Below are 25,509 nucleotides of genomic sequence, written 5' to 3' on the forward strand. Positions count from 1 at the left end.
GATGGTGTCAGCTAGTCGCGCTAGGTTCGCGCCGCGGCAACGTTTGCCGTGCCCAGACTGGCCCGCTCCGAAATGCGAGCCCCGGAGCGGGCCTTTTACCGTCTGGGATGAAGCGCCCTAATCCTCGTTCGCCTTGAACCGCCCCAGTCCCTTGAGCACGAACGGCGCCAGCAGCGCGATCAGCGCGATGCCCAGCAGTGTCGCCGACATCGGGCTTTGCAGCAGCACCATGGGATCGCCGAGGCTGATCGCCAGCGCGCGGCGCAGCTGGCTTTCGGCGATCGGACCGAGGATCAAGCCGATCACAACGGGCGCGATCGGGAAATCGAACCGCCGCATCAAAAAGCCCATCACGCCGAACGCTGCCAGCATTGACAGTTCAACCACCGACGGCTTGGCCGCGATCGTGCCCGTGGTGGCGAACACCAGGATGCCGGCATACAGCCAGGGCTGCGGGATCGCGAGCAGCCGCACCCACAGCCCGACCAGCGGCAGGTTGAGCACAAGCAGCATGCCGTTGGCGATGAACAGGCTCGCGATCAGGCCCCACACCAGATCGGGCCGCTCGGCGAACAGCAGCGGCCCCGGATTGAGGCCGTATTGCTGAAAGCCCGCCAGCATCATCGCTGCGGTCGCCGAGGTCGGAAGCCCGAGCGTCAACAGCGGCACCAACGTGCCGGCGGCGGACGCGTTGTTGGCGGCCTCCGGTCCGGCGACGCCTTCGATCGCGCCCTTGCCGAACTCCTCCGGATGTTTTGTCAGCCGCCGCTCGGTGGAATAGGACAGGAAGGTCGGGATCTCCGCGCCGCCGGCTGGCAGTGCGCCGATCGGAAAACCGAACAGCGTGCCGCGCAGCCACGGCTTCCACGAGCGCCGCCAGTCCTCTTTCGTCATCCACAGCGAACCGCGCACCGGCTCGAGCTTCTCCTCGGCGTGATGCCGGCGCGAGGCGACATAGAGCGCCTCGCCCACCGCAAACAGACCAACCGCGAGCGTCGTCACCTCGACGCCGTCGAGCAACTCGGGGATGCCGAACGCAAGCCGCGCCTGCCCGGTCAGCTTGTCGATGCCGACGAGCCCGAGCGTCAGGCCGATGAACAAGCTGGTGAGGCCGCGGACCGGCGAGTCGCCGAAGGTTGCCGACACCGTGACGAAGGCAACGCACATCAGCGCGAAGTAATCCTCCGGCCCGAATCGAACAGCGAAATCGACCAACCATGGCGCGAGAAATGCGAGGCCGATGGTGGCGATGGTGCCGGCCACGAACGAGCCGATCGCCGAGGTTGCCAGCGCCGGGCCGCCGCGGCCGGCCTTGGCCATCTTGTTGCCCTCGAGCGCGGTCGCCATCGACGCGCTCTCGCCCGGCGTGTTGATCAGGATCGCGGTGGTCGAGCCGCCATACATGCCGCCATAATAGATGCCGGCGAACATGATCAGCGAGCCGCCGGGATCGAGCTTGTAGGTCACCGGCAGCAGCAGCGCGACCGTCAGCGCCGGACCGATGCCCGGCAGCACGCCGACCGCGGTGCCGAGGAACACGCCGATCAGCGCATAGAGCAGGTTCATCGGCTGCACGGCGACCGCCATGCCATGCGCCAGCGCGGCGAAAGTGTCCATCACAGCAGTCGCTCCAGCGGGCCGGCGGGAAGGCTCAGGGTCAAAAGCTTGTCGAACGCGAGGTAGACAAGCGTCGTGATGACAAGCGCGATCGCGGTGTCGGCCAGGATCGCGCGCCGGCCGAACGCGGCCGACGTGGTGACGAACAGCGCAGATGTGGCGAGGATGAAGCCGCCACCGAAGCCGATGATGGCGATCAGCAGCGCCAGGCCGCCGATGATCAGCCACACCGGCTTCGGGTCCATGCTCTCGCGCGGCGGCAGGTTGCCGCGCAGCGCATCGAAGAGATTGCCGACCGCCAGAATGATAAGGCCAATGGCGATGACAACAGGCATCGCCTCCGGCCCCATTCCGTACATCGTGGTAGCAGGCAGCTTGCTGGCGTCCCACACCAGCACCGCAGCGAGTGCCGCGAGCGCGGCCGCGATCACAACGCCGGCGCGATCGACGCGCCTCGCCGGCTCGCGCGGCAGATTGTCGGCAGCGCTATCCGGCGTCATGACTTCACGAGGCCGACCGACTTCAGTACCTCGGTGACACGCGTAATCTCCTTTTTGAGGAAATCCACGAAGGCATCGCCGCCGAGATAGGCGTCATCCCAGCCCTTCTGCTTCAGGATCTCCTTCCAGGCATCGGACTTCACCATCTTCTCGACCGCATCGCTCAGCACCTTGCGCTGCTCCGGCGTGATGCCGGGCGGTGCCACCACCGACCGCCAATTGGCCAGCACGAGGTCGATGCCTTGCTCCTTGAAGGTCGGGATGTCGACGCCGGGCAAACGGTTCGCCGAGGTCACGCCGAGCGCGCGCAGCTTGCCGGCCTTGATCTGGCCGTCGTACTCGCTGAGGCCGGAAATGCCGGCCGTGACCTTGCCGCCGAGGACCGCAGCGAGCGACTCGCCGCCGCCGGAGAACGGAATGTAGTTGATCTTCTTCGCATCGGCGCCGACCGTGCCCGCAAACAGCGCCGCCATCACGTGGTCGACGCCGCCGGCCGAGCCGCCGGCAAAGGTCACCTTGGCGATATCGGCCTTCACCGCGGCGGCGAGATCCTGCGCCGTCTTGATCGGCGAGTTCGCCGGCACGACGATGACCTGGATCTCCTCGGTGAGGCGCGCGATCGGCGTCACCTGATCCAGCGTCACCGGCGATTTGTTCATGGCGAGCGCGCCCACCATGACGAAGCCGTTGACCATCATCTGGTTGCCGTCGCCCTTGGCGCCGTTGACGAACTGCGCGATGCCGACGCTGCCGCCGGCGCCGGGGACGTTGGTGACCTGGACGCTGCGCGCGACACCGGCCGCGACCAGCGCCTGCTGCATCGAACGCGCGGTCTGATCCCAGCCGCCGCCGGGCGCCGCCGGCGCCATCAGCTTGAGCTCGAGCTGCTGCGCGGGCGCCGGACCGCTCGCCCCAAGCAATAGCGCGACGACCGCGCCAAACAGGCGCATGTGGGACGAGATCATGGGGCTTCCTCCTGAATTTGCCGATGCAGCCCTTGACCGTCGGCTGCATCCGGGCACGTGGTCGCAGCGCCGATCGAAGAGCGCCGTTCCGTCAGGGAAGGAATCGCTCGCCGATCGCGCGTCTGCGCACCCTTAGCGACCATTCGCCACAGTCTTCGGCAAGCCGGAGGGCGCGGCTACCGTGTGCTGCAAATCGCCGCACCTCACCGGTCGGTTTTCGCTTGCCTTGTTTCGAGCGGCTCGCCGCCAGGCCTCGTCGATGTCGGCACAGCTGACGCCACAACCAACATCACACGGCAACGCGCAATCTGCCTCGCTCTCTTGCTGCGCGTGGCACAAAGTGAATAGCACTTCGGATGGGATTAGACCAAAGGACGATACGACCGCACGCCCGGCTGAGGTGCCGTTATATTGATCGGCATATGCCGTGATTTAGAAACATTCGAGTTGAACGATTTGGCGGATGCAATGACGTATTAGACGTGAGCCAGAGTCACATGGTTGAATGAGCTGGCGCGCGGATCGAAGAATTAATCGGCGGATTTTATTCGGCAGATCGGCGGTACCATTGAGTTACACAGCAACTGGACAGGCCAGGTTCCTCGTTCGGCAAGGAAGCACCGGCTGGATGGTTTATGATCGAGAGCGCAAGGGGCCAGCGCTATTGCAAGATCACAGCCTGGCCGAGAAGCTGACGAGGGAGCAGGCCGAAAAGCTAAAGCGGGCGTTGACGGACCCCGTCATGACGCCGGCGGCAGCGCGTTCGGCTTCTCAGTCACTGACGCCTGCGGGCAAGCCTCGGCCATGAGGAGGTATAATCATCTCGGATACACAATCGGTCCAAAAACCGAAACAGACCGCGAACAAATGACGCCAGTGTTACCTAGTAAGGTATATGAACAGAGTTGGGACATAGCGAACGCGGCGCGGCAAAACCGCGACGCCTCGATGGAGCAAATGGGGCCACGGCGAAATTCGACCTAGGCCACAGAAGCTTAGCCGCCGGCCGCCGTCGCGGAACGATCGCAGAACAGCTCCAAAAGCTTCAAATGGCAGATTCGAACGATCCGGCCGAACGTCGAGCCGCTCAACGCAAGCTAGTGGCAAAGCATAAAACTCGCCAAGGATGTATCGCAGATGACCGCCCTGACGAGCAAAGTGAAACCTTGCCCCAGCGTATCCCCCTCCCGCGTCTTTCTTTTGGTTGCGCCCGCGATCCCGCCTCGGCCACGAATGTGCGAACGGCGACCCCTTGCGGGGTCGCCGTTTTCCAATGCACTTTCGATGACGCGCGAGCAGCTACGACACGATCGAGAAATTCGCCGCCGTCACCGCTGCAAAATTGAAAATCCGCCTTGGACAAAACGGCCTCGAGAGGCCGGCACTTCAATGAGCGGAAGCGTAGTGTCGGCGCGGCCAGCGTCATAACGAACCGATCACACATTGCCGGTTCCGAATGCGGCATTACGACGCGAGACAGAGACTGACAGTGACATCGCTCACAGCCGGAACACGCTGAGGTGGCGCGCATCTTCTCGATCATCACAACGATCTCAGTGCGGTGAATTTTGAACGTGACAGTAGAGCAGCGGACTGCAGACCCGGCTCTCAGAGTTCGAACGAGCGAATTCATCGGTGAGAGGCCGCAACAGAACAACCCGACGGGCAACTCAGCAAAACGCGTCAAGCTCCCTTCGCAAAAATATTTCGCTTTATCAGAAATGCAACTCGGTGTATGGTTCGCCCGTCTCACCCGATCGAGGGGCGCTGCGCATCGTCACGGGTGTTGCGGTGAGATGCGGTGGACGCGGATCATGCAAGCGACGAACGCATGTGAGGCGGACGGTGAAGTCGTGTGGTCCTGACGCCCTAGCGGCAGGTGTCTCGTCGCAACACGCGAAGGCGTGATGCGGGGGCGGTGACAAACAAGCCAAGTCTCGCCGGGGAGAGCACGAAGTAAGCCGTACAACCATCGCGCAGGGAAAGCCGGATTGCTCCGGTTACACCTGTGGTCCTACCCCCGTGCTTTCTACCTTTGCACGGGGCCCATGGGTGCGATCGGCACCCGGCTTTCCCTGCGCCCTCTGTTCAAGGAGAGGGCGGAACGAGAAGCAAAGCTCGGACAAATCATGTCGCGAGAATGCCGAAGCATAACCCACAGCTGGCGCAACACATTCTGTGTCGTCCTAGCGAAAGCCAGGACCCATTACCCCAAATCAAAATTGTTGTGCGACGTTGGGGCCACGATCCCGTTCCTCACCAAGTGCGGTGGCTATGGGTCCTGGCTCCCGTGCGCAATTGCGCACTAGGTGGTGTGGACACTTATCGCATCCATAAGACGATGGCTGCGAGAGTGACGACGGCCAGGTAATTTCGGGCGGTCTTTTCGAAGCGGGTTGCAACGCGGCGGAACTGCTTGAGCTTTGAGAAGCAGCATTCGACGAGATGACGCTGGGCATAGAAATGCTTGTCGAGTGGATATTTGAGCGCCCGTGACGGGTTGTTGGGGATCACGGCGAGCGCGCCTTTGGCGGCGATGGCCTGGCGCAAGTGATCGGCGTCATAGGCCGTATCGGCCATGACGACCTCGGCGGATAAGCCTTCGATCAATGCGGCGGCTTGCGGTGCATCGCCCTTCTGACCTGCGGTAAGCGTGAACCGCACCGGACATCCCAAGCCTCGAACGGCCATGTGTATCTTGGTGCTCAGGCCGCCGCGCGAGCGGCCGATCGCTTGATCTTCCGCTTGATCTTCAGACCCCCCTTTTTGGCGCCGGCGGCGTGCTGATGCGCCCGAACAATGGTGGAATCGACGATCAGATATTCGAAGTCCGGATCATCGGACATCGCCTCGAAGATCCGCCACCAAACACCCTTGATGCTCCATCGACTGAAGCGCCGGAACACGCTGTTCCAGTCCCCAAACACCTCCGGAAGATCGCGCCAGGGAGACCCCGTACGCACGATCCACAGCACACCTTCCACGAACATCCGGTTGTCGCGCCCGGTGGAGCCCTTCTGATCGGGGCGCCCTATGATCAGCGGCGCTATCCGCTCCCACGCCGCGTCGCTCAATACCAAACGGTCCATCACACCCAAGGCGGCCTCCCCAAAAGCAGCCTTGAATCTGATTTGCTCCTAAAAGGGAATCCTTAGAGTCCACACCACCTAGGCCAGGACGACGACCGTGTGTGAGGCACCCGCGCCGTCATGCCCGCGAAAGCGGGGCGATCCAGTACGCCGCGGCCTCTCGGCTCAAGCACCCCCGTCTCTGGAATACTGGATCACCCGCTTTCGCGGGTGATGACACCGAACTAGCTGTTTGACAGTTGAATCAGAAACTCACCCCGTCATTGCGAGGAGCAACGCGACGAAGCAATCCATCGCATCGCCACGTTGAACCATGGATTGCTTCGCTTCGCTCGCAATGACGTGGAGACGGTCCGCGAAACCAGGCTGACCTTACAGCCCGGTATACCCGGCCTTCACATGGTCGGTGCTGCCGTCGAGCTGGCGCAGATAGGTCAGCCCGCACACGGTCAGCCGATGCGTATCACGCTCGCCCGCCTCGAATAGCGTCTGCACGTACTCCGTCACCTTCGCCCGCGCTTCGTCGCTCGCAGCGGACGTGCGGTTGAGCAGCAGATCATACGTCTGCATGATCCGATCGATCGCGGCTTCCATTGATGTCTCCGGGTTGACGCTCAGGCGACCACCAGCGTCTCGGCCTCGAACTTCGCGATCGCCTTGTTGGCAAGGCGGAGCCGGTTCATCTCACCGCGCTGGAACAGCTTCACGATGATGCTGAGGAGGCGCTCATTGGTGGCGAAAGTGTCGGGAATGGCACCGGATTTGCGCAGATAGTTCGAGGCGATCGCGTAGGCGTCACCGACGACCTCGACATTCAGCACCTCGATCCCGCGTTCGACCAGCATATCCCTGCCCTTCTGTTGGCCAAGGGATAAGCTTCGGGGAACGCCTTGGTTCCTTACCGGGCCCGATTTATTTTCGCAGGTGCAGCATGAAAAACGCATCGGCCGGGCATGACCGATGCGTTGACTGGAGGAAGGCTGCCGGTCTTCTGGGCGGCCGGCTTGGCCATCAGGCGAACAAAGGAAGGATCAGAGGCGATACAGGATCTGGTCGGTCCAGAAGCGCTCGAGGCGATGCAGCGACTTGTTGAGGCTCGCGAACTCCTCGTTCGAGATGCCGCCGACCTGCTCGACCGTCTTGACGTGCTTCTGATAGAGCGCATCGACGATCTTGCGGACTTCCTGGCCCTGCGGGGTCAGACGGATGCGGACCGAGCGGCGATCGACGCGCGAGCGCTGATGATCGAGGAAGCCGAGCTCGACGAGCTTCTTCAGATTGTAGGAGACGTTGGAGCCGAGATAGTAGCCGCGGGTACGCAGCTCGCCGGCGGTCAGCTCCTTGTCGCCGATGTTGTACAGCAGCAGCGCCTGCACCGAGTTGATGTCGGCGCGGCCGCGGCGGTCGAATTCGTCCTTGATGACGTCGAGGAGCCGGCGATGCAGCCGCTCCACCAAAGTCAGTGCTTCGAGATAGAGCGGCTGCACCGGAGCTTGACCGGTAGCGCGATCGGCGGCATCCGCCGCCGTTGTCGCAACGGCTTTCATCATGACACTTCCCCTGTTTGTCGTTTTTATCGACTTTATTTCGACGAAACTTGTGTCCCGCCTGATAGGTCCAACGTAAGGGGGCCGTTTGAATATCCGCTTAAATAAGAGAATAAAGAGATCATGAATTTAAGACAGTGAATCGTGGATTAAGCCCATGGATCAAGGGCTTTTCGCAACTTTTCATTGACGGTGGCAGCCCGCTGTTCACGCTTCGTCTGCCTGCCCTGTCACATTCGGAAACAGCTTCGTTCGAATTCGAAACGGTGGCGTAACGGGTATGAGGGAACCCTTTACGGTGACCGATCGGTTACCGGAAAATTCTCTGAAAATTTTATGGGGTCACGTCGCGGGATGTGCACACGATGCGCGTAAGCGGCCGGTCGGGTGTTGCCGCGGACAGACCGGTTCCGCCGTCGACCAGCGCAAAGCCGGCTAGCGCGTGCGCCAAGATCCGAAAGAAATGGGTCCCGACGGCAGGTCCCGCAGAGACGCTCCCGCGATGGGGTGTCTCGAAAGGGGTACGATCTGTGGCACCCACGTAACAGAACCAATAGCGCTGTCTTCTCGTTGCGCGCACGACAGCCATATATTGGCAGGCGCTATCCGCTATTCGTCGCGCTGTCGCCGCGAGGCAACAGTCGATCCCGCCGTCGCGGCGTGCGGATCTATGGCGGGCGTTCGCGCGCCGCCATCCAGGCGAGCGCGAGATAGGCTGCGAGCATCACGGCCTCGAGCCCGACCACGGTGAGGCTGCCGCCATAGATGCCGGGAAACATCAGCTCGATGACCGCCATCGAGACCACGGTGGTCAGCCAGACCACGGCGCCCCAAGGCGTCGCGAGCCAGAGACCGACGGCCGCGACAAGCTCGATGACAGCGAAATAGATCGTCGCGGTCTGCCAGGCCATCGACTGGTTCTCGAAGGCCTCCTCCTCGCCGCCGACGAAGCCGGTGACCTGAGCCCAGTGATAGAGGCCCTTGGCGACCGAGACGACGGCCATGATGCGCAGGAAGATGACGAGGCGCCGCGTCCACGCATTGTCGTCCGGCTCGATCCGGTCGGATGAGATCGCGCTCACCGAGATGGCGTTGTCCCGCGCCTGATCGCGTGCAGAGGTGTCAGACATCCGAATCGCCGCAGAACGGCTGCCAAATGGGGTTCATGGCGCAGTCTTGGCCCGCCAGCCGCGCAAAATCAATTGCCGTTGCGGCAAATCAAGGGCGCCAAGGATGCAATAGGGGTGCAATAGCGGCGCAATGACGGCGCCCCTGACAGGTGCTAGAACTGGACTTATATCAGGTCCAGACCAGCCGTCCCCGAGGAGAGAAGACATGGCGATCAAATTCGGGCGCCCGATCGAACTGCGCGATGCGCCGCGGCGCCAGACCGAGGCCCTCGCCTCCCCCTCGCTCGACCTCACGATCCGGATGCGCCGCAACCGCAAGACCGAATGGGCTCGCCGCCTGGTGCGCGAGAACGTGCTGACCACGAACGATCTGATCTGGCCGATGTTCGTTGTCGACGGCCACAACACCCGCACGCCGGTGGCCTCGATGCCGGGCGTCGACCGCCTCACCGTCGACCAGATCGTCCGCGACGCCGAGCGCGCCGCCAGGCTGAATATTCCCTGCATCGCGCTGTTCCCCTTCACCGAGCCGTCGCTGCGCGACGAGCAGGGCTCGGAGGCGCTCAATCCCGACAATCTGGTCTGCCAGGCGGTGCGGGCGATCAAGAAGGAATTTCCCGATATCGGCGTGCTCTGCGACGTCGCGCTCGATCCCTTCACCAGCCACGGCCATGACGGGCTGATCGAAGGCGGCAAGATCCTCAACGACGAGACGGTCGCGGTGCTGGTCAAGCAGGCGCTGACCCAGGCCGAGGCCGGCTGCGACGTGATCGCGCCGTCGGACATGATGGATGGCCGCATCGGCGCGATCCGCGAGGCGCTCGACGACAACGGCTTTGGTGACGTGCAGATCATGTCCTATGCGGCGAAATATGCCTCGGCATTTTACGGCCCGTTCCGCGACGCCATCGGCTCGGCCAAGACGCTGACCGGCGACAAGCGCACCTACCAGATGGACAGCGCCAATTCCGACGAGGCGTTGCGCGAGGTCGAGCTCGACATCGCCGAGGGCGCCGACATGGTGATGGTGAAGCCGGGCATGCCCTATCTCGACATCGTCCGCCGCGTGAAGGACAATTTTGCGATGCCGACCTTCGTCTACCAGGTGTCCGGCGAATACGCGATGATCGCGGGCGCCGCCGCCAATGGCTGGATCGACGGCGAGCGCGCGATGATGGAGAGCCTGCTCGGCTTCAAGCGCGCCGGCGCCGACGGCATCCTGACCTATTTCGCACCGCAGGCCGCCGAGAAGATCAAGGCGGAATCGTAAGGGCGCTACACGGGTCCGGCCGGCGCGGTTGGACGTGGACCGCACAGCGGGCGCAGCGCCTCGCGCTCGCCCTGCGACAGCACCGTCAGCGGGTAGATCGGCTCATTTGTCTCGCGCTTGAAGAACGGATGCGGCCAGGTCCTGCCGCGCAGGCGCCAGCCCAACACCTTGCCGATCACGCGCAGGATCAGCGACGGCTTGAAGCCGGTCGATCCCTTCGGGGCTTCGCCGATTGCATATTTGCCGAGGATTGCGCCGGTTGGCTTGCCGAAAACCTCGTCCACGCGCGACGCACCGCCGTCGAAGGCCTGCACCGCAATTCCGACGAACGGGACGGCAGGTGTCAGCGAGTTGCCCACCGGCGAATTGCAGCAGGTGGTGTGCCATCGGTACAGCCCCTTTGGCGTCAGCCGCAGTCCGACGATCCTGTCATGCCCCTGCACGAAGCTGAGCGACGCCGGTGCGACCTGGACGATGTCGGTGCCGCCGTGGACATCGAGCAGATCGGCCCGGCCGACCCGATGCATGAAGGCCTGGCAGTCGTCGCAGTAGCAGACGACGCGATTGACGGCCGTTGGTGCCGCGTTCGTGACCACGCCTCGAACCTCTCCGCAGCGGCAGCGCAACCCGATTTGTGTTCCCATATGTCCCCCGCCGTCGCACAACCTCCAGCCTACACCCGGGCGGGCGCTTCCGGCCGCCGAATCGCCTGATTATTTCGGCTAGTTAATGTTCGCGCGGACTTGGCAGGCGGGCCTCCTGCTCCCATGTCCTGCGCGGGACTTTCATCGGAGGTTGGTCATGTCCCATGGCAATGACGGCGGCACCTGGCGTAACGAAGCCTGGCGCAGCGAGGGCGGCGTTCCCCCGCATGCGTTCGATCCGTTGATGCAGCCGGACCTGTTCCGCGGCGTGCTGACGCGACGCGTGTTCGCGTTCCTGATCGACCTCGTCGTGCTGTCGGTGCCGGTGATCCTGGCGGTGATCTTCATCGCGGTGTTCGGCGTCGTCACGCTCGGCCTCGGCTGGGCGCTGTTCTGGCTGGTGTCGCCGGCCTCGATCGTCTGGGCCATCGTCTATTACGGCGCCTCGATCGGCGGGCAGCACTCGGCCACCATCGGCATGCGCATGATGGATCTGGAACTGCGCACCTGGTACGGCGCGCGCGGTTATTTCGTGCTCGGCGCCACCCATGCGGTGCTGTTCTGGGTGACGATCTCGTTCCTGTCGCCGCTGGTGCTGCTGGTCGGACTCCTCAACGGCCGCCGCCGGCTGTTGCACGACATCATCCTCGGAACCGTCGTTATCAACAGCTCGGTCCGGACCCCGGTCAGCCCGGCCGCGCGGGCCTATTATTAGGCCCGCCTAAACCAATTGACCGTTAGCCTCCGGAGGGCGATGCTAACTCGGCTGCCTGTATTGTTTGTGGAGCCCGACGATCTGACGTGACCCAGCACTCGCGTGATACCCCCCAGTTCTATCTGACGGCGCCCTCACCGTGCCCCTATCTGCCGGGCCGGCACGAGCGCAAGGTTTTCACGCACCTGGTCGGCGACAAGGCGGGCGATCTCAACGACTTGCTGACCCATGGCGGCTTCCGCCGCAGCCAGTCGATCGCCTACCGCCCGGCCTGCGACGCCTGCCGGGCCTGCGTCTCGGTCCGGGTCGTCGCCAACGAATTCCGCCCGTCCCGCAACTTCCGCAAGGTGCTGGCCCGCAACGCCGACATCATCGGCGAGCAGCGCACCGCGGTGCCGACATCAGAGCAATATTCGGTGTTCCGGGCCTATCTCGACCGCCGCCACCGCAACGGCGGCATGGCCGACATGACCGTCCTCGACTACGCGATGATGGTCGAGGACAGCCATGTCGAGACCCGGATCATCGAGTACCGCAAGCGCAATGCCGACAGCGCCATCACCGGCCGCGGCGACGAGCTGATGGCGGTGGCGCTGACCGACGTGCTCAGCGACGGGCTGTCGATGGTCTATTCCTTCTTCGAGCCGGGGCTGGAAAGCCGCTCGCTCGGTACCTTCATGATCCTCGATCATATCGCCCGCGCCCGCCGCCAGGGCCTGCCCTACGTCTATCTCGGCTACTGGATCGAGGGCTCGAAGAAGATGGACTACAAGGGCCGCTTCCTGCCGCAGCAACGGCTCGCGCCGTCGGGCTGGCTGCGCGTCGACGCCACGGGTGAAGCGCTGGCCGAGCCGCAGGACTAGCGCGCTAGACGCTCTAGGTGCCGAAGAACGTATCGATCAGCAGCTTCACGTTCAGGATCACGATCAGCCCGGCGACGATCCAGGCCGTCACCGCAACCGGCAGCGAAATCGCGAACGTGCCCATCTTGCGCTTGTCGGACACGAAGCGCACCAGCGGGATCACCGCGAACGGCAGCTGCATCGACAGCACGACCTGGCTGAACACGAGCAGTTGCGCGGTGCCACTCTCGCCATAGAGCGCGGCGACCACGATGACCGGGACGATCGCGATGCCACGCGTCACCACCCGCTGCGCCCAATTGGGCATCCGCAGGTTCAGAAAACCCTGCATCACGATCTGGCCGGCCAGCGTCGCCGTTACCGTCGAGTTGAGGCCGGACGCGAGCAGCGCCACGGCAAACAGCGTTGAGGCGATGCCGAGTCCGAGCAGCGGCGACAGCAGTTCGAACGCCTTGTCGATTTCGGCGACGTCGGAATGGCCGCTCTTGTGGAAGGTCGCGGCTGCCAGCACCAGGATCGCGGCATTGACGAACAGCGCCAGCATCAGCGCGATGGTGGAGTCGGTGGTCGCCCATTTGATCGCGTCGCGACGCCCCTCCTCGGTGCGCGGATAGGCGCGGGTCTGCACGATCGAGGAGTGCAGATAGAGGTTATGCGGCATCACGGTGGCGCCGATGATGCCGATCGCGATGTAGAGCATCTCCGGATTGGTGACGATCTCGCGCGACGGCATGAAGCCGCCGATCACGCCGGCAATCGGCGGCGCGGCGGCTGCGATCTGGACCACGAAGCAGACCGCAATGACGATCAGCAGCGCGATCACGAAGGCTTCGAGGAAGCGGAAGCCGCGGTTCATCAGCAGCAGCAGCAGGAACGCATCGAGCGCCGCGAGCAGCGCGCCCCCGATCAAGGGAATGCCGAACAAGAGCTTCAGCGCGATCGCGGTGCCGATCACCTCGGCGAGGTCGCAGGCGATGATCGCGGCCTCGCAGGCCAGCCAGAGCACGAAATTGACCGGCCGCGAATAGGTCGCGCGGCAGGCCTGGGCGAGATCGCGGTCGGTGGCGATGCCAAGCCGCGCCGCAAGCGCCTGCAGCAGAATCGCCATCAGGTTCGACAGCAGGATGACCGACAGCAGCGTGTAGCCAAACTTCGATCCGCCGGCGATATCGGTGGCCCAATTGCCGGGGTCCATGTAACCGACCGAGACCAGATAGCCCGGCCCGGCGAACGCCAGCAGCCGCCGCCACCACACGCCACCAATGGGCACCGCGACGGTCGCATTCACCTCGGGCAGGCTGCGCGCATGAGCGGCGTCGCCGCGCCAGCCTCCTGGCACGGTGACGGGAAGAGAAACAGAAGGCATTTCAGGCGTCCGAGCGTCCATTCAGCCAACATGACCGAACTCACTCGTTATTGCAACTCATTTGCAACTGCATCTAGGCTCACGAAAATGAAACCGCCGCCCCGCCTTCCCGGCACCGCAAGACCCCGCCGCCTGTCCAGGCGGGCGGAGGGATCGCCAGCGACGCCGAAGGGATCGCTCCTCCAGCGCATCGCTTGCGGACAATCACCAGAACGGGCGCGAGCGTCACGCCGATACAGCGGCAAGCACAGGGCATGTTCGGCGCAGCGGATCGACGCCGATGCCAATTTCGCGCGTGACAACATTCGCATGGCGAGGACGCTGACGCGGTGTCGGGAAACGGGTGGGATCGGACGCCGTCCAATCCCACACTATGGTCAGATCGAATGTCCCAAGGATACTGCCATGTCCGCCGATACGCCTCGCCTGCCGGCCACCTTCAATCGTCTGGCCTGGTCCAACCTCGCCGCGCAATCGGCCGAGCAGATCGCGCTTGCGGCTGCGCCCATCGTCGCCGTGCTGCTGCTCGGCGTCGGCGAAGGCCAGACCGGCCTGTTGCAGACCGCACTGACGCTGCCCTTCATCCTGTTTGCGATCCCCGCCGGCCTGTTGGCCGACCGCGTGTCGCGGCGCTGGGTGATGGCGGGCTCCGAGGCGTTGCGCGCCGCGGCCCTTGCCGCGATCCTGCTGTTGTTGTGGCTCGGCCTGATGACGCTGCCGCTGCTCGCTCTGCTCGGCTTCGTGGCGGTTTGCGGCACGGTCGCCTACAGCGTCGCAGCGCCTGCGCTGGTCCCCTCGCTGGTGACGTCACAGCAATTGCCGGCCGCCAACGCCCGCATCGAGCTTGCCCGCACCGTCGCCTTTGCCAGCGGCCCCGCGCTCGGCGGCGTGCTGGTCGGCTGGGTCGGCGCTGCGCCCGCGTTCGGCTTCGCCGCGGCGCTGTCGGCGATCGCGGTCGTGCTGCTCGCCGGCATCTACGAGCCGGCGCGTCCGCCCGCACCGCGGCGTCATCCGCTGCAGGACATCAAGGAAGGCGCGGCCTTCGTGATGCACCACGCTTTGCTGCGGCCGGTGTTCATCACCCAGTTCATCTTCAACACCGCATCCTTCCTGCTGCTCGCCGTGTTCGTGCCCTATGCGGTGCGCCATCTCGGGCTCAGCGCCACCGGGGTCGGCACGACGCTTGCGATGTACGGGGTCGGCATGGTGGTCGGCGCGCTGTTCGCAACCCGCGTGATGAAGCGCCTGGCGTTCGGCACCGTGATCGGGCTCGGTCCCGTCACCGGCTTCGTCGCCGCGACCGTGATGGCGCTGACGACCTGGTTCCCAACGCCGCTGCTCGCCGGCCTCAGCTTCTTCCTGCTCGGCGTCGGCCCGATCCTGTGGGTGATCTCGACCACTACGCTGCGGCAATCGGTGACGCCGCCCTCGCTGCTCGGGCGCGTCTCGGCGATCAACATCATGAGCTACGGCGCCCGCCCGCTCGGCTCCGCACTCGGCGCCATCGTCGGCGGCCTCTACGGCGCCGAAGCCTGCCTCTATCTCGCGGCCGCGATCTTCGCCGCCCAGGCGCTGGTGATCCTGATGTCGCCTGCGGTGTCGCTGAGGCGCCAGCCCGACATGGTCGGCGAGCCGGCGCGCTGCTGATCAGCTCGCCAAGTACCGTTCATACTTGCCGCCGACGACCTCGTCGGCGGCAACGGCCGGATCCAGCGTATAGAGATCCTGCGCGTGGCCGATCCCGCGCAGCACGAAGCGGCCGGTAGAGACCAGATAGTTGCGGCCGGCAGCGTCGAGCCCGGTGCGGAAATCGGTCGAGGTCAGCAATTCCCGATCGACCGAGGCGCACATCGAGGCGATCCGGCTGACCTCGTTGACGGCGGGCCCGACCACCGTGAAATCCAGCCGGTCCTCGCTGCCGATATTGCCGTAGAAGACCTCGCCGACATGGAGGCCGACATAGGCTGATGTGGTCGGCCGCCCCTCGTTCTCGCGGCGATCGTTCAGCACCCGCATATTGTGACGGAATCTGTGCTCGGCCCGCAGCGCCGCGCGCTTGGCGCCCGTCATGTTCTCGCTGGTGAACATCGCCAGCACGCCGTCGCCGATCAGCTTCAGCACCTCGCCGCCGGCATCATGGATCGCGTCGATCGAGGCCTGGGCATAGTCGTTGAGGAACGGAATGATCTCGTCGGGGCCGATGCGCTCGCTGATCGCGGTCGAGCCGCGCACGTCGGAGTACCACAGCACGGCCTTGATCTTCTCGGTGATGCCGCGCTGCATGCGCCCGCGCAGCACCTGCTCCGCTGTCTCGCGGCCGAGATAGACCCGCCCGAGCGTGCGGGCGATCTCGACCTGCGCCGCCGATTTGATCGCGAGCCCGAGCACCGGCACCAGGTCGCGCAGCGCCGCCATGTGGTTGGCATCGAACCCGTCCGAATGGCGGGTGGTGTAGTAGGAGTAGAAGCAGTCCATCTCGCCGATCGTGCCGGCCTCGCCGAAGCGATGCACGAACGCGGCGAAATGCTTGTGGCTCTTCTCGGCGAGGTCGCCGATCATCGAAAAATCGTGCGCGCCGGTGAGATCGATCACCATCTCGTCATGGCCGTTTTCGAGCATGTGGTAGAAGGCCGACCGCCGCCAGTTCTGGCTTGCTTCGCCGCTGCTGGTCGAGCCGTATTCGAAGATGTCGGCCTCGTTGCTCTCGCCGTCATTCCAGCGGAAACCGCGTCCCTCGAAGATCGGATGCAGGGTGTCGATAAAGACGATCGCCCGCGACAGCGGCATGCCGGCGGCCCGGCAGCGCTCGCAGAAGCCGCGTAGCAGGTCGTTTTCCGGCAGGCCGGTCAGACCCTGGCGGACCAACCAATTCATGAGGCGCAAACGGGGCGTCAGTTCCATACTTTGGATTATGCCGGGCAATTGGTGCGGGAGGAAGGGCTGGTCGTCGCGTGACAGATGCGGACGCCGATGCAGCATTGCAAGGCCGCCCGCCTCACCATTTCGCGCGGAACACCGCCGCTGAAGCCGGCGAATTCCGCTTCCCTTTGCTGCGGCCTTCGCGCACAAGAGCGCATGGACAATGATGCTGCCCCGCCAAATCCGATCCGACGCTTCTTGCAATGGGCGATCACGCCGCCGCAATCCTATGGGGTCTATCTCGCCGGCCTCATCCTGATCTTCACCCTGTCGTTCTACGCCGGCACGCTGAAGCCGAAGCACGTGCCCGGCCCGCCGCCGACCGCACCATCAGCCCCGCGCAGCTGATCAGGCCGGTTTGGTCTCCGACGTCGCGATCCAGATTCCGGCGAATACCGCGATCAGACCGACGACCAGATTGACCGTGATCGGCTCCCCGACCAGCTGCTTGGCAAGCAGGCCTGCGGCGATCGGATTGACCGTCATGGTGTTGGCAACACGGGTCGGCGATGCCCGCTCCAGCGCCAGCACCCACAGGATGAAAGCGAGCGCGCCGCCGGCTATTCCGAGATAGAGCCCGGCGATCCACTGCGGCGTGCCGGAATCGCGCAACGTCGCCAGGCTGCCGGTGAACATCCCGACCGCCACCAGCGCGGCCGCTCCCGCGCCCATGCCCACGGCGAGGAAGCCGAGCGCGCTGGAGCGACGGATGAACGGTCGCGACAGCACGTTGTAGAACGCCATGCAGAGCACCGCGGCGGCCATGATCAACTCGCCGCGCCATGCCCCCGGTGGCGCCGCCGACAGCCCGGATGCCAGCGCGGCCGCCACGCCGAGCACCGCGATCGAGACCCCGGCCGATTTGCGCATCGTCAGCGGTTCGATGCCGAGCAAGGCGCCGACCACCATGGTGGAGAGCGGCAAGGTCGCCAGCGCAAGGCTGGCGCGCGCCGCGGTCGTGTAGGACATCGCGAGGTTATAGAGCACGAAGAACACCCCGAAGAAGGCAACGCCGAGTGCTGCGACCGCCGGCAGATCCTCGCGCCGCGGCCATTTCGCGCCGAGCAGGACCGCGGCCGGGAGCACGCAGAGAAATCCGATCGCCCAGCGCAGGATCGCCAGCGTGATCGGGTCGGCGTTACCAGCCAAATAGCGCGTGATCGCCGCCGCCGTACCGCCGAGGCAACTCGAGACCAGTGCAATCGCAACGCCGATCCACTCGCCCATCCTGCTCCCCATGCGTTTCGTGTTCGCTTGTGGCATCTTGCCGAGTGAGATCATTCCGGCAACTACTTCACAGGTATTTTCGGCAGGTATCCATGTCGCAGCAGCACGATTTTGAAGCCAGCCTGCGCTGGTGGCGGCAGCGCAAGGGCCACTCGCAACTCGAGCTCGCCGGGCGCGCGGACATCTCCCAGCGCCATCTCAGCTTCCTCGAGCTCGGGCGCGCCGCACCGAGCCGCGACATGGTGATCCGGCTCGCTGCGGCGCTCGACGTGCCGTTGCGCCAGCAGAACGCGCTCTTGGTCGCGGCCGGCTTCGCGCCGGTATGGCGGCAAACCGACCTTGCCGCGCCGGAGCTCGCCCAGATCCGTCACGCGCTGGATTTCATACTGGCGCAGCAGGAGCCGTTTCCCGCGGTCGTGGTCGACCGGCACTGGAATCTGTTGCTCGCCAATGCAGGCGCCGGACGGCTGGTGGAATTCCTGGTCGGACCACCGGCGCCCGGCACGCCCGTCAATCTCGCCGACGCGCTGGTCGCGCCCGACGTGCTGCGCCCCTATCTCACCAACTGGGCCGAGGTGGCCGGCTATTTCGTCCGCAGCGTCGAAGCCGATGCCGCCGCCGACGGCACCACCGCAACAGTGGAACTGCTCAAGCGCCTGCTGTCCTATGACGGTGTCGAGGCCGCGTTGGCCGCGCCGCCCGCGGGGCCGGCGTCCGGACCGGTGCTGCCGATGCTGTTCCGCAAGGGCGATGTCGGCCTGCAGCTGTTCACCACAATCGCAACGCTCGGAACGCCCCAGGACGTCACGCTGCAGGAGCTGCGCATCGAAAGCTTCTTTCCGATGGACGAGGCGACGGCGCAGCTGTTTCGGAATTGGTCGAAAGCAAATAGCGCCAAAGCGGCTCAATCATAGAAGTCCGGCGACATTTTCAGCCCGTCGCGCTGCGCCTTGTCGTGGTTGATCCAGAGCTGCGCCTTTTCCTTGGTCAGCGTGTCGGCGATCTTCTGCATCGAGGCCAGCGTCTGGTCCTTGCTGGCGTTCAGGCTCGGCACGCGCCGATTGTCCCAATTATCCTTGAAGTGAACGGCATCACCGGTCAGCACGACTGCACCGGTCTTCGGCAGCTTCACCAGCAGCGATTGGTGGCCGGGCGTGTGGCCCGGTGTCGACAGGATGGTGACGCTGCCGTCGCCGAACACGTCGCGGTCGCCTTCCAGCTTGGTGACGGGATGCTCAGGCTTGAAGCGCGGCGCGTTGTTGGTGCCAGGCCACTCATATTCTGCCTTCTGCACATACAGCATCGCGGCCGGGAACAGCTCGACATTGCCGATGTGATCGGGATGGGTGTGCGAGACGGCGATTGCCTTGATGTCCGACGGCTTGACCCCGAGCTGGTCGAGCTGCGCGGCGAGCGTCTTCGGCCGCCGCCAGGTGACCGCCTTGGGATCGGCAGGCGCAAGGCCGTTCGGCATCGCCGCCACCGCGTCGGGAATGCCGGTGTCCCACAGGAACCAGCCCTGCGCGTGCTTGATCAGATAGCAATTGTCGACGAAGTCCATCGACTTGCCTTCATTCACGCCGGGCGACCAGCGCGAAATGTCACCGGCAACGCCCTCGCCGCAGTTGAGGATGTACAGTTTCTCGACGCCTGAATTCGCCGGCTGAGCGCCGGCCTGCGGCGTCGCACCCGCGACCCACAGCAACATCACGAGACCGATTGCCTTCTTCATGTTGCCCTCCGTTGGCCCGGCGTAACATATCAATGCGCGTGGTCGTGATCCGGACAGGTCTCGACTTCGACCGTGATGTGGCTGAGGCCGGACAGGCCGCCGAGCCGGCGCTTGTAGGTCGCAGGCGGCAGCGGGTGATCCGAGACCACCGAGATCACGGCGGCACGGTGGCCGGGGCCGACCTGCCACAAATGCAGGTCGGTGACGCGGTCGCCCTTGGCTTCGATGCGTTTGCGGATGGTGGTCTCCAGATGCGCGTCGGCGCTGACATCGAGCAGCACGGCGCCGGCCGCGCGGATCAGGCCATAGGCCCAGCTCGCGATCACGATGCTGCCGATGATGCCGACCAGCGGATCGGCCCAGACCCAGTTCGCAACCATCGCGACCAGCAGCGCGCCAATCGCCAGGATCGACGTCGCGGCGTCGGCCAGGACATGGACATAGGCGGCGCGCAGATTGTTGTCGTGGTGATGACCGTGATCATCGTCATGGCGATGATCGTCGCCATGGCCGTGATGATGGTGATGATCATGGTCATCGCGCAACAGCCAGGCGCTGGTCAGGTTGACGACGAGACCGAGCGCCGCGACCATGATCGCCTCGCTGTAGGCGATCGGCACCGGGTGCAGCAGCCGGTCGATGCTCTCCCACGCAACCTGGATCGCGACCATCGCCAGGATGATCGCGCTGGAGAACGCGGCGAGGTCGCCGAACTTGCCGGTCCCGAACGAGAAGCGTGCATTGCCGGCCTGGCGCCGCGCCAGCAGATAGGCGAGCCCTGCGATGCCGAGCGCGGCCGCGTGCGTCGCCATGTGCCAGCCATCAGCCAACAGCGCCATCGACCCGGACAGCCAGCCTGCGACGATCTCGCCGACCATCATCACGGCCGTAAGCGCGACCACGATCCAGGTCCGGCGCTCGTTCTTGGAATGCCCGGCGCCGAGGAAGACGTGCTCGTGGGTCCACTGATCGATCGAATGCGAGTGCATGGCTATTCTCCGAGAAACTGCGCGATGGCGATGCGATCAGCGCCAGTGCTAAAGCGCGATGAGATGAGGGTGAGTCATTGTCGCGCCTTAGCTTCTTGTCTGAGCATGATCTTTTCGGAAAACCGCTTCGCACTTTTCCGGATCATGCTCTAGACCATTTCGGCCGGCGCCAGCCGGCAGGTCTCGCTGCTGATTTCGACCTGCAGCGTAGCATGGTGGATGCTGAACCGCTCCGACAGCTTTGCACAGACCTGATGCAGGAACGCATCGTCATGTCCGCCGGGGCGCACCAGGTGTGCGGTCAACGCGGTTTCGCTCGTGCTCATCGCCCAGATGTGCAGGTCGTGTACCTCGGTGACGCCCTCGAGCGCGGCCAGATAATCCCTCACTTCCTTGAGATCGATGCCCCTCGGCACCGCGTCCAGCGCGAGGTTGACGCTGTCGCGCGCAAGTTCCCAGCCGCTCAGCAATACGACCACGGAGATGACCAGGCTGATCGCGGGATCGAGCCATTGCCAGCCTGTCGCCATGATCAGCAGCGCGGCAACGACGACGCCGAGCGAGACGCCGGCATCGGCCGCCATATGCAGATAGGCGCCGCGGACATTGAGGTCGCTGTCGCGGCCGCGCATGAACAGCAGCGCGGTGCCGCCATTGATCAGGATGCCGAGCGCCGCGACCCAGACCACGATCCAGCTTGCCACCTCGGCAGGCTCGCGGAAGCGGTTGATCGCCTCGACCGCAATGCCGCCGACCGCGATCAGGAGCAGCCCGGCATTGAACAGCGCCGCCAGGATCGAGGCGCGGCGGTAGCCATAGGTGTGGGTATCGGTCGGGCGCTTGCCGGCGAGCCACGCCCCGCCCCAGGCCAGCAGCAGCGCGATGACGTCGGAGAGATTGTGAACCGCGTCGGAGACCAGCGCCAGCGAGTTGGCGGAATAGCCGAAGATCAGCTCGGCGATGACGAAGGCGGTGTTGAGCGACGCGCCGATTGCGAAGGCCGCGCCGAAACTGTCGGGCACGTGGCTGTGCCCGGCATGGGAATGCCCGGCGTGGGAATGACCGCTGTGGTCATGGTCGTGGTCGTGATTGTGCGCCATGGCAACCGTCGCCCGCTATCGTCGGCGACGGTTATAGCGCGGTGAAATGTGGATACTATCACACCGCTGGCGGCGCTCCGTAGCCCGGATGGAGCGCAGCGCAATCCGGGATCGTTGCCAAATGTGACAGCGGCCCCGGATTTCGCGGAGCCCGTCATCGGGCGCGCATTCGCGCGACCCGTTGGCTCCATCCGGGCTACGCTTCCACTACTCCACGCCGCGGTTGAACTTGTTCGACTTCGGCAGGCCGTGTGCGAGCCGGCCGGCGTCGGCACGGTTGCCGCGCCAGTCGGCCAGCTCCTTCAGGGTCATGCTGTGCTCGCGGCCGGCGGAATCCTTCCAGGTCAGGCCGGTCTTGGAATCGAACACCGCGACATCGGACAGCGAGGCACTGGTGTATTTCTGCAGGCGCATGCCGCGGCCGCGCGCCATCTCCGACACCTGGTCGAGACCGAACAGCACCATCTTGTGGTTGGTGCCGATCACCGCGACGGTGTCGCCGGTTACGGTCGTGATCGCACAGGCTTCGTTCGGCGCATCGACGATGAGCACCTGCTTGCCCTTGCGGGTATTGCCGACGCAGTCCTCTTCCTTGACGACAAAACCCTGCCCCTCGCTGCTCGCGATCAGGAACTTGCGCTCGCCCTTGTTGACGAACAGCGAGATGATCGCGGCGTCCTGCTCGAGGTCGATGAACATCCGGATCGGCTCGCCATGGCCGCGGCCGCCCGGCAGCTTGGCGACGTCGAGCGAGTAGAACTTGCCGTTGGTGGCAAACAGCAGCAGCTTCGAGGTGGTCTCGGCAAAGAACGAGTGCTCGAGCTTGTCGTCGGTCTTGAAGGCGAGCCCCGAGAGATCCTCGACGTGCCCTTTCAGCGTCCGCACCCAGCCCTTCTCGGAGATCACGACGGTGCACGGCTCGCGCTCGACCAGCGCTTCCTCGATCGCGGCGAGATCATGCTCGGGCGCATCGGCAAAGGTGGTGCGGCGCTTGCCGAGCGGCGTCTTCGGCCCAAAGATGTCGCGGACCTTGCGCACCTGGTCGCTGACTTTCGTCCATTGTTCGGTCTCGGAGCCGAGCAGGCCCTCGAGGCCCTTCAGCTCCTTGCGCAGATCCTTGTCCTCGGTGCGGATCTCCATCTCCTCCAGGCGGCGCAAATTGCGCAGGCGCATGTTGAGGATGGCATCGGCCTGGATGTCGGAGAGCTTGAAGGTCTTCATCAAGACCGGCTTCGGCTCGTCCTCGGTGCGGATGATCTTGATCACCTTGTCGAGGTTCAGATAGGCGACGAGGTGGCCGCCCAGCACTTCCAGGCGGTGCTCGATCTGGGTCTTGCGGAAGTTGGAACGCCGCACCAACACGTCGCGCAGATGGTCGAGCCATTCGCGCAGGCACTCGGCGAGGCCGACCACCTTCGGGATACGGCCCTTGATCAGCACGTTGAGGTTCAGCGAAATCTTGCTTTCCAGCTCGGTCAGCCGGAACAGCGACTCCATCATCAGCGCCGGATCGACGGTGCGCGACTTCGGTTCGATGACGAAGCGGACGTCCTCCGCGGATTCATCGCGCACGTCGCCGACCAGCGGCAGCTTCTTCTGGTCGAGCAGCTCCGATATCTTCTCGTGCATGCGCGACTTCTGCACCAGCCACGGGATTTCGGTGACGACGACCACCCAGGCACCGCGGGCGCCCTCCTCCACCGACCAGCGGGCGCGGGTACGAAAGGAGCCGCGGCCGGTGGTATAGGCCTCGATGATCGATTCCTTGGAATCGACGACGATGCCGCCGGTCGGGAAGTCCGGGCCCTTGACCCATTTCAGCAGCGCCTTCGACTTGGCGTCGGGCTTCTCGATCAGATGCAGCGCGGCGTCGCAGAGTTCGGCGGCGTTGTGCGGCGGGATCGAGGTCGCCATGCCGACCGCAATCCCCTGCGCGCCGTTGGCGAGCAGATTCGGGAAGCCGCCCGGCAGCACCACCGGCTCTTTGGTCTGGCCGTCGTAATTGGCGCGAAACTCGACGCCGTCCTCGTCGATGCCTTCGAGCAAGAGCCGCGCGACCTCGGTCATGCGCGCTTCGGTGTAGCGGTAGGCGGCCGGATTATCGCCGTCGATATTGCCGAAATTGCCCTGGCCGTCGACCAGCGGGTAGCGCGAGGAGAACTCCTGCGCCAGACGCACCATCGCGTCATAGATCGCCTGGTCGCCATGCGGATGGAACGAGCCCATCACGTCGCCGACGATCTTGGCCGACTTCTTGAAGGCCGCGCGCGGGTCGAGCCCGAGCAGGTCCATCCCGTAGAGGATACGCCGGTGCACCGGTTTCAGGCCGTCGCGGGCGTCCGGCAGCGCGCGATGCATGATGGTCGAGAGCGCATAGGCGAGATAGCGCTCCTCGAGCGCGTCACGCAGCGGCACCTCGTGAATTTCGGCCGGCTCTTCCGGCGGTATCTGTCGTTTTCCCATGGGGAGGCGTTAAACCTTGGCGGTGAATCGGGCAAGCCGCGAATCACCGCGAATTTAGGTTGCGAATCGGGCTTAAGGAACCGCGTACGCCTCCACCCAGTCGTCCTCGCGTTGATAAACCGGTCGAGGAACTGCCCCGACCGCCCGGATTAACGGCCTCACCAGCTAGACAATGGGCAGCGAGGGCCCGCTGCCCATCGGCCAGACATTGAAGGTCGCCTCCCATTTGGCGATCTCGCCGCCGCGCATGGTTAGAATCTCAATCCCGCGGCCCTGCATCCGGCGGCCATCCTGCCCATCGTCCCACTCGCCGTCCCAGGAGCAGACGATGACGTTGCCTGAAACCGCACGCAGCTGCTTCTGCAAGCGATAGTTCTTCTGGCGAGCGAACCGCACCCGCAGGAATTGCTCGAGCGGCGGCTTGCCCCGGGTTTCCGGAAAATCCGCAAACCGGACGACGACATCCGAGGCGAAGGACTTCATGATTGCGGGAATGTCACCCGTGCTCATCACTTTTTGCGCGCGCTCAAGCACGGCTTCAGCATCGCGAAAAGTAAGTTTGTTGGCTTCCAGTTCGGTCGACATGTGCGCTCCCGGTTTCGCAGCCACTCCGGCTGCGTCGGAGCCCGATACTGAGGGGTCGAGGTGACAGATCGTGTCAGCAGCGCAATCAGCCTGGTTCGGGAAGACCCGCGATCTCGCGCCATTCCCTGATCAGCACGGCGCGGCGCCTTGGATACCGTTCGGCGGTGTCGGCGAAGGCCGAGATTCGGTCGGTGCGAAAGGTCCGATAGCCGCCGCGGAGTTCACACCAAGCGGCGAGTAATCGCACCGTCGCGCAGAATGTGAGCGAAATCGGCCAGATTGTCCGTTCAGTCGGCGCGCCGGCCTCATCGCAATAGCTGATGGATATCTTCCGCTCCATTCGAATCGCGCTCCGAATTGGTGCCATATCCACGCTATCCTGGGTGGTTGCCCTGATCGCTCCCGCATGAAGCCCTGGCGCGTCGATTTCGGCCCCTCGATGCACGGGCAACACGGCCGCAATCTTCGCGACGGCGTTGAGCGCGGCTTTGCTCAGATTGGCGTCGGCACTTCGTGCCACCATGCGCGAGCCGAGCACGATGGCCTCGATCTCGTCGGTAGAGAACATCAGCGGCGGCATCGTAAAGCCCGGGCGCAGCACGTAGCCGACACCTGGCTCGCCGTCGATCGGTGCTCCCTTGGCAATCAATCCCTGGATGTCGCGATAGATCGTTCGCAACGAGACGCCGAACTCGTCTGCGAGTTGCGCTCCCTTCACCGGGTGGCGACGGGTTCGGAGGAACTGGATGAGTTCGAGGAGCCTATCGGACCGCGCCATCCAGACATCC

General features: G+C 64.5%; 23 protein-coding genes and 1 pseudogene. 6 read left to right on the forward strand and 18 right to left on the reverse strand.

The features are described from left to right. Positions 1-117 precede the first annotated feature (117 nt). From WDM24_RS23020 to WDM24_RS23055, 8 genes and pseudogenes are all read right to left on the reverse strand, one after another. The gene (locus WDM24_RS23020) at positions 118-1,617 is read right to left on the reverse strand and encodes a tripartite tricarboxylate transporter permease (RefSeq protein WP_338827037.1); all 1,500 of its coding nucleotides are present in this window, start codon (positions 1,615-1,617) and stop codon (positions 118-120) included. After that, the gene (locus WDM24_RS23025) at positions 1,617-2,117 is read right to left on the reverse strand and encodes a tripartite tricarboxylate transporter TctB family protein (RefSeq protein WP_338827039.1); all 501 of its coding nucleotides are present in this window, start codon (positions 2,115-2,117) and stop codon (positions 1,617-1,619) included. The genes WDM24_RS23020 and WDM24_RS23025 overlap by 1 nt, the downstream gene beginning before the upstream one ends. Continuing rightward, entirely contained in the window at positions 2,114-3,082 is a 969-nt protein-coding gene (locus tag WDM24_RS23030; protein WP_338827041.1) for a tripartite tricarboxylate transporter substrate binding protein, read from the reverse strand. Before WDM24_RS23030 ends, WDM24_RS23025 begins: the two co-directional genes overlap by 4 nt. 2,322 nt (positions 3,083-5,404) lie before the next feature. Then, positions 5,405-6,180 (reverse strand): annotated as a pseudogene (locus tag WDM24_RS23035) (IS5 family transposase). Positions 6,181-6,543: 363 nt separating this feature from the next. Beyond that, entirely contained in the window at positions 6,544-6,765 is a 222-nt protein-coding gene (locus WDM24_RS23040; RefSeq protein ID WP_021078384.1) for a hypothetical protein, read from the reverse strand. A gap of 20 nt (positions 6,766-6,785) precedes the next feature. Then, positions 6,786-7,016: a hypothetical protein gene (locus tag WDM24_RS23045; protein ID WP_338689212.1), complete on the reverse strand. Its 231-nt coding sequence runs from the start codon at positions 7,014-7,016 to the stop codon at positions 6,786-6,788. A 186-nt stretch (positions 7,017-7,202) separates the two neighbouring features. Continuing rightward, positions 7,203-7,721, reverse strand: a complete 519-nt coding sequence (gene ldtR / locus WDM24_RS23050) for a transcriptional regulator LdtR (RefSeq protein WP_018271925.1) — start codon at positions 7,719-7,721, stop codon at positions 7,203-7,205. Positions 7,722-8,386: 665 nt separating this feature from the next. After that, positions 8,387-8,848 carry a DUF6163 family protein gene (locus WDM24_RS23055; RefSeq protein ID WP_029081124.1) on the reverse strand — a complete coding sequence of 154 codons (462 nt, stop codon included), beginning with the start codon at positions 8,846-8,848 and terminating at the stop codon, positions 8,387-8,389. A 205-nt stretch (positions 8,849-9,053) separates the two neighbouring features. Here WDM24_RS23055 and hemB point away from each other — a divergent pair, with 205 nt between their 5' ends. Then, positions 9,054-10,118, forward strand: coding sequence for a porphobilinogen synthase (gene hemB / locus WDM24_RS23060; RefSeq protein ID WP_338827044.1), 1,065 nt, complete (start codon positions 9,054-9,056; stop codon positions 10,116-10,118). Positions 10,119-10,123: 5 nt separating this feature from the next. On the opposite strand, the gene WDM24_RS23065 is transcribed toward hemB, so the two are convergent. Further along, positions 10,124-10,714 carry a DUF6151 family protein gene (locus tag WDM24_RS23065; protein ID WP_338689218.1) on the reverse strand — a complete coding sequence of 197 codons (591 nt, stop codon included), beginning with the start codon at positions 10,712-10,714 and terminating at the stop codon, positions 10,124-10,126. A 205-nt stretch (positions 10,715-10,919) separates the two neighbouring features. Between WDM24_RS23065 and WDM24_RS23070 the strand changes: the two genes are divergently transcribed. Further along, positions 10,920-11,477 carry an RDD family protein gene (locus WDM24_RS23070; protein ID WP_338827046.1) on the forward strand — a complete coding sequence of 186 codons (558 nt, stop codon included), beginning with the start codon at positions 10,920-10,922 and terminating at the stop codon, positions 11,475-11,477. 86 nt (positions 11,478-11,563) lie between these two features. Then, entirely contained in the window at positions 11,564-12,340 is a 777-nt protein-coding gene (locus WDM24_RS23075) for an arginyltransferase (RefSeq protein ID WP_166296929.1), read from the forward strand. 13 nt (positions 12,341-12,353) lie between these two features. On the opposite strand, the gene WDM24_RS23080 is transcribed toward WDM24_RS23075, so the two are convergent. Then, positions 12,354-13,727, reverse strand: coding sequence for an Nramp family divalent metal transporter (locus WDM24_RS23080; RefSeq protein ID WP_338827048.1), 1,374 nt, complete (start codon positions 13,725-13,727; stop codon positions 12,354-12,356). Positions 13,728-14,111: 384 nt separating this feature from the next. Here WDM24_RS23080 and WDM24_RS23085 point away from each other — a divergent pair, with 384 nt between their 5' ends. Continuing rightward, positions 14,112-15,353: an MFS transporter gene (locus tag WDM24_RS23085; protein WP_338827050.1), complete on the forward strand. Its 1,242-nt coding sequence runs from the start codon at positions 14,112-14,114 to the stop codon at positions 15,351-15,353. Here the strand turns inward: WDM24_RS23085 and WDM24_RS23090 are convergent, their stop codons facing one another. Beyond that, a complete protein-coding gene (locus WDM24_RS23090; RefSeq protein WP_338827052.1) occupies positions 15,354-16,607 on the reverse strand; it encodes an adenylate/guanylate cyclase domain-containing protein in 1,254 nt (417 codons plus the stop codon). Positions 16,608-16,781: 174 nt separating this feature from the next. Between WDM24_RS23090 and WDM24_RS23095 the strand changes: the two genes are divergently transcribed. Beyond that, on the forward strand, positions 16,782-16,973 hold the full coding sequence (locus WDM24_RS23095) for a hypothetical protein (protein WP_338827053.1): 192 nt from the start codon (positions 16,782-16,784) through the stop codon (positions 16,971-16,973). Here the strand turns inward: WDM24_RS23095 and WDM24_RS23100 are convergent, their stop codons facing one another. Then, positions 16,974-17,852: a DMT family transporter gene (locus tag WDM24_RS23100; RefSeq protein ID WP_338827055.1), complete on the reverse strand. Its 879-nt coding sequence runs from the start codon at positions 17,850-17,852 to the stop codon at positions 16,974-16,976. Between the two features lie 92 nt (positions 17,853-17,944). On the opposite strand from WDM24_RS23100, the gene WDM24_RS23105 reads away from it, so the two are divergent. Next, entirely contained in the window at positions 17,945-18,766 is an 822-nt protein-coding gene (locus WDM24_RS23105; RefSeq protein ID WP_338827057.1) for a helix-turn-helix domain-containing protein, read from the forward strand. Here WDM24_RS23105 and WDM24_RS23110 read toward each other — a convergent pair. The 6 genes from WDM24_RS23110 to WDM24_RS23135 all read right to left on the reverse strand — a co-directional run bounded on the left by WDM24_RS23110 (position 18,757) and on the right by WDM24_RS23135 (position 25,499). After that, positions 18,757-19,560, reverse strand: a complete 804-nt coding sequence (locus WDM24_RS23110; RefSeq protein ID WP_338832432.1) for an N-acyl homoserine lactonase family protein — start codon at positions 19,558-19,560, stop codon at positions 18,757-18,759. The genes WDM24_RS23105 and WDM24_RS23110 overlap by 10 nt on opposite strands. Positions 19,561-19,613: 53 nt before the next feature. Next, positions 19,614-20,573 carry a CDF family Co(II)/Ni(II) efflux transporter DmeF gene (dmeF, locus tag WDM24_RS23115; protein WP_338689236.1) on the reverse strand — a complete coding sequence of 320 codons (960 nt, stop codon included), beginning with the start codon at positions 20,571-20,573 and terminating at the stop codon, positions 19,614-19,616. A 149-nt stretch (positions 20,574-20,722) separates the two neighbouring features. Beyond that, the gene (locus WDM24_RS23120) at positions 20,723-21,673 is read right to left on the reverse strand and encodes a cation diffusion facilitator family transporter (protein WP_338827059.1); all 951 of its coding nucleotides are present in this window, start codon (positions 21,671-21,673) and stop codon (positions 20,723-20,725) included. 207 nt (positions 21,674-21,880) lie between these two features. Next, on the reverse strand, positions 21,881-24,136 hold the full coding sequence (gene parC, locus WDM24_RS23125) for a DNA topoisomerase IV subunit A (protein WP_338827061.1): 2,256 nt from the start codon (positions 24,134-24,136) through the stop codon (positions 21,881-21,883). A gap of 165 nt (positions 24,137-24,301) precedes the next feature. Next, positions 24,302-24,721, reverse strand: coding sequence for a nuclear transport factor 2 family protein (locus WDM24_RS23130; protein WP_338827063.1), 420 nt, complete (start codon positions 24,719-24,721; stop codon positions 24,302-24,304). 85 nt (positions 24,722-24,806) lie between these two features. Further along, on the reverse strand, positions 24,807-25,499 hold the full coding sequence (locus WDM24_RS23135) for a YafY family protein (protein ID WP_338827065.1): 693 nt from the start codon (positions 25,497-25,499) through the stop codon (positions 24,807-24,809). Positions 25,500-25,509: the final 10 nt, after the last annotated feature.

It is taken from the genome of Bradyrhizobium sp. 27S5 (assembly GCF_037217225.1).
GTDB classification, from domain to species: domain Bacteria; phylum Pseudomonadota; class Alphaproteobacteria; order Rhizobiales; family Xanthobacteraceae; genus Bradyrhizobium; species Bradyrhizobium septentrionale.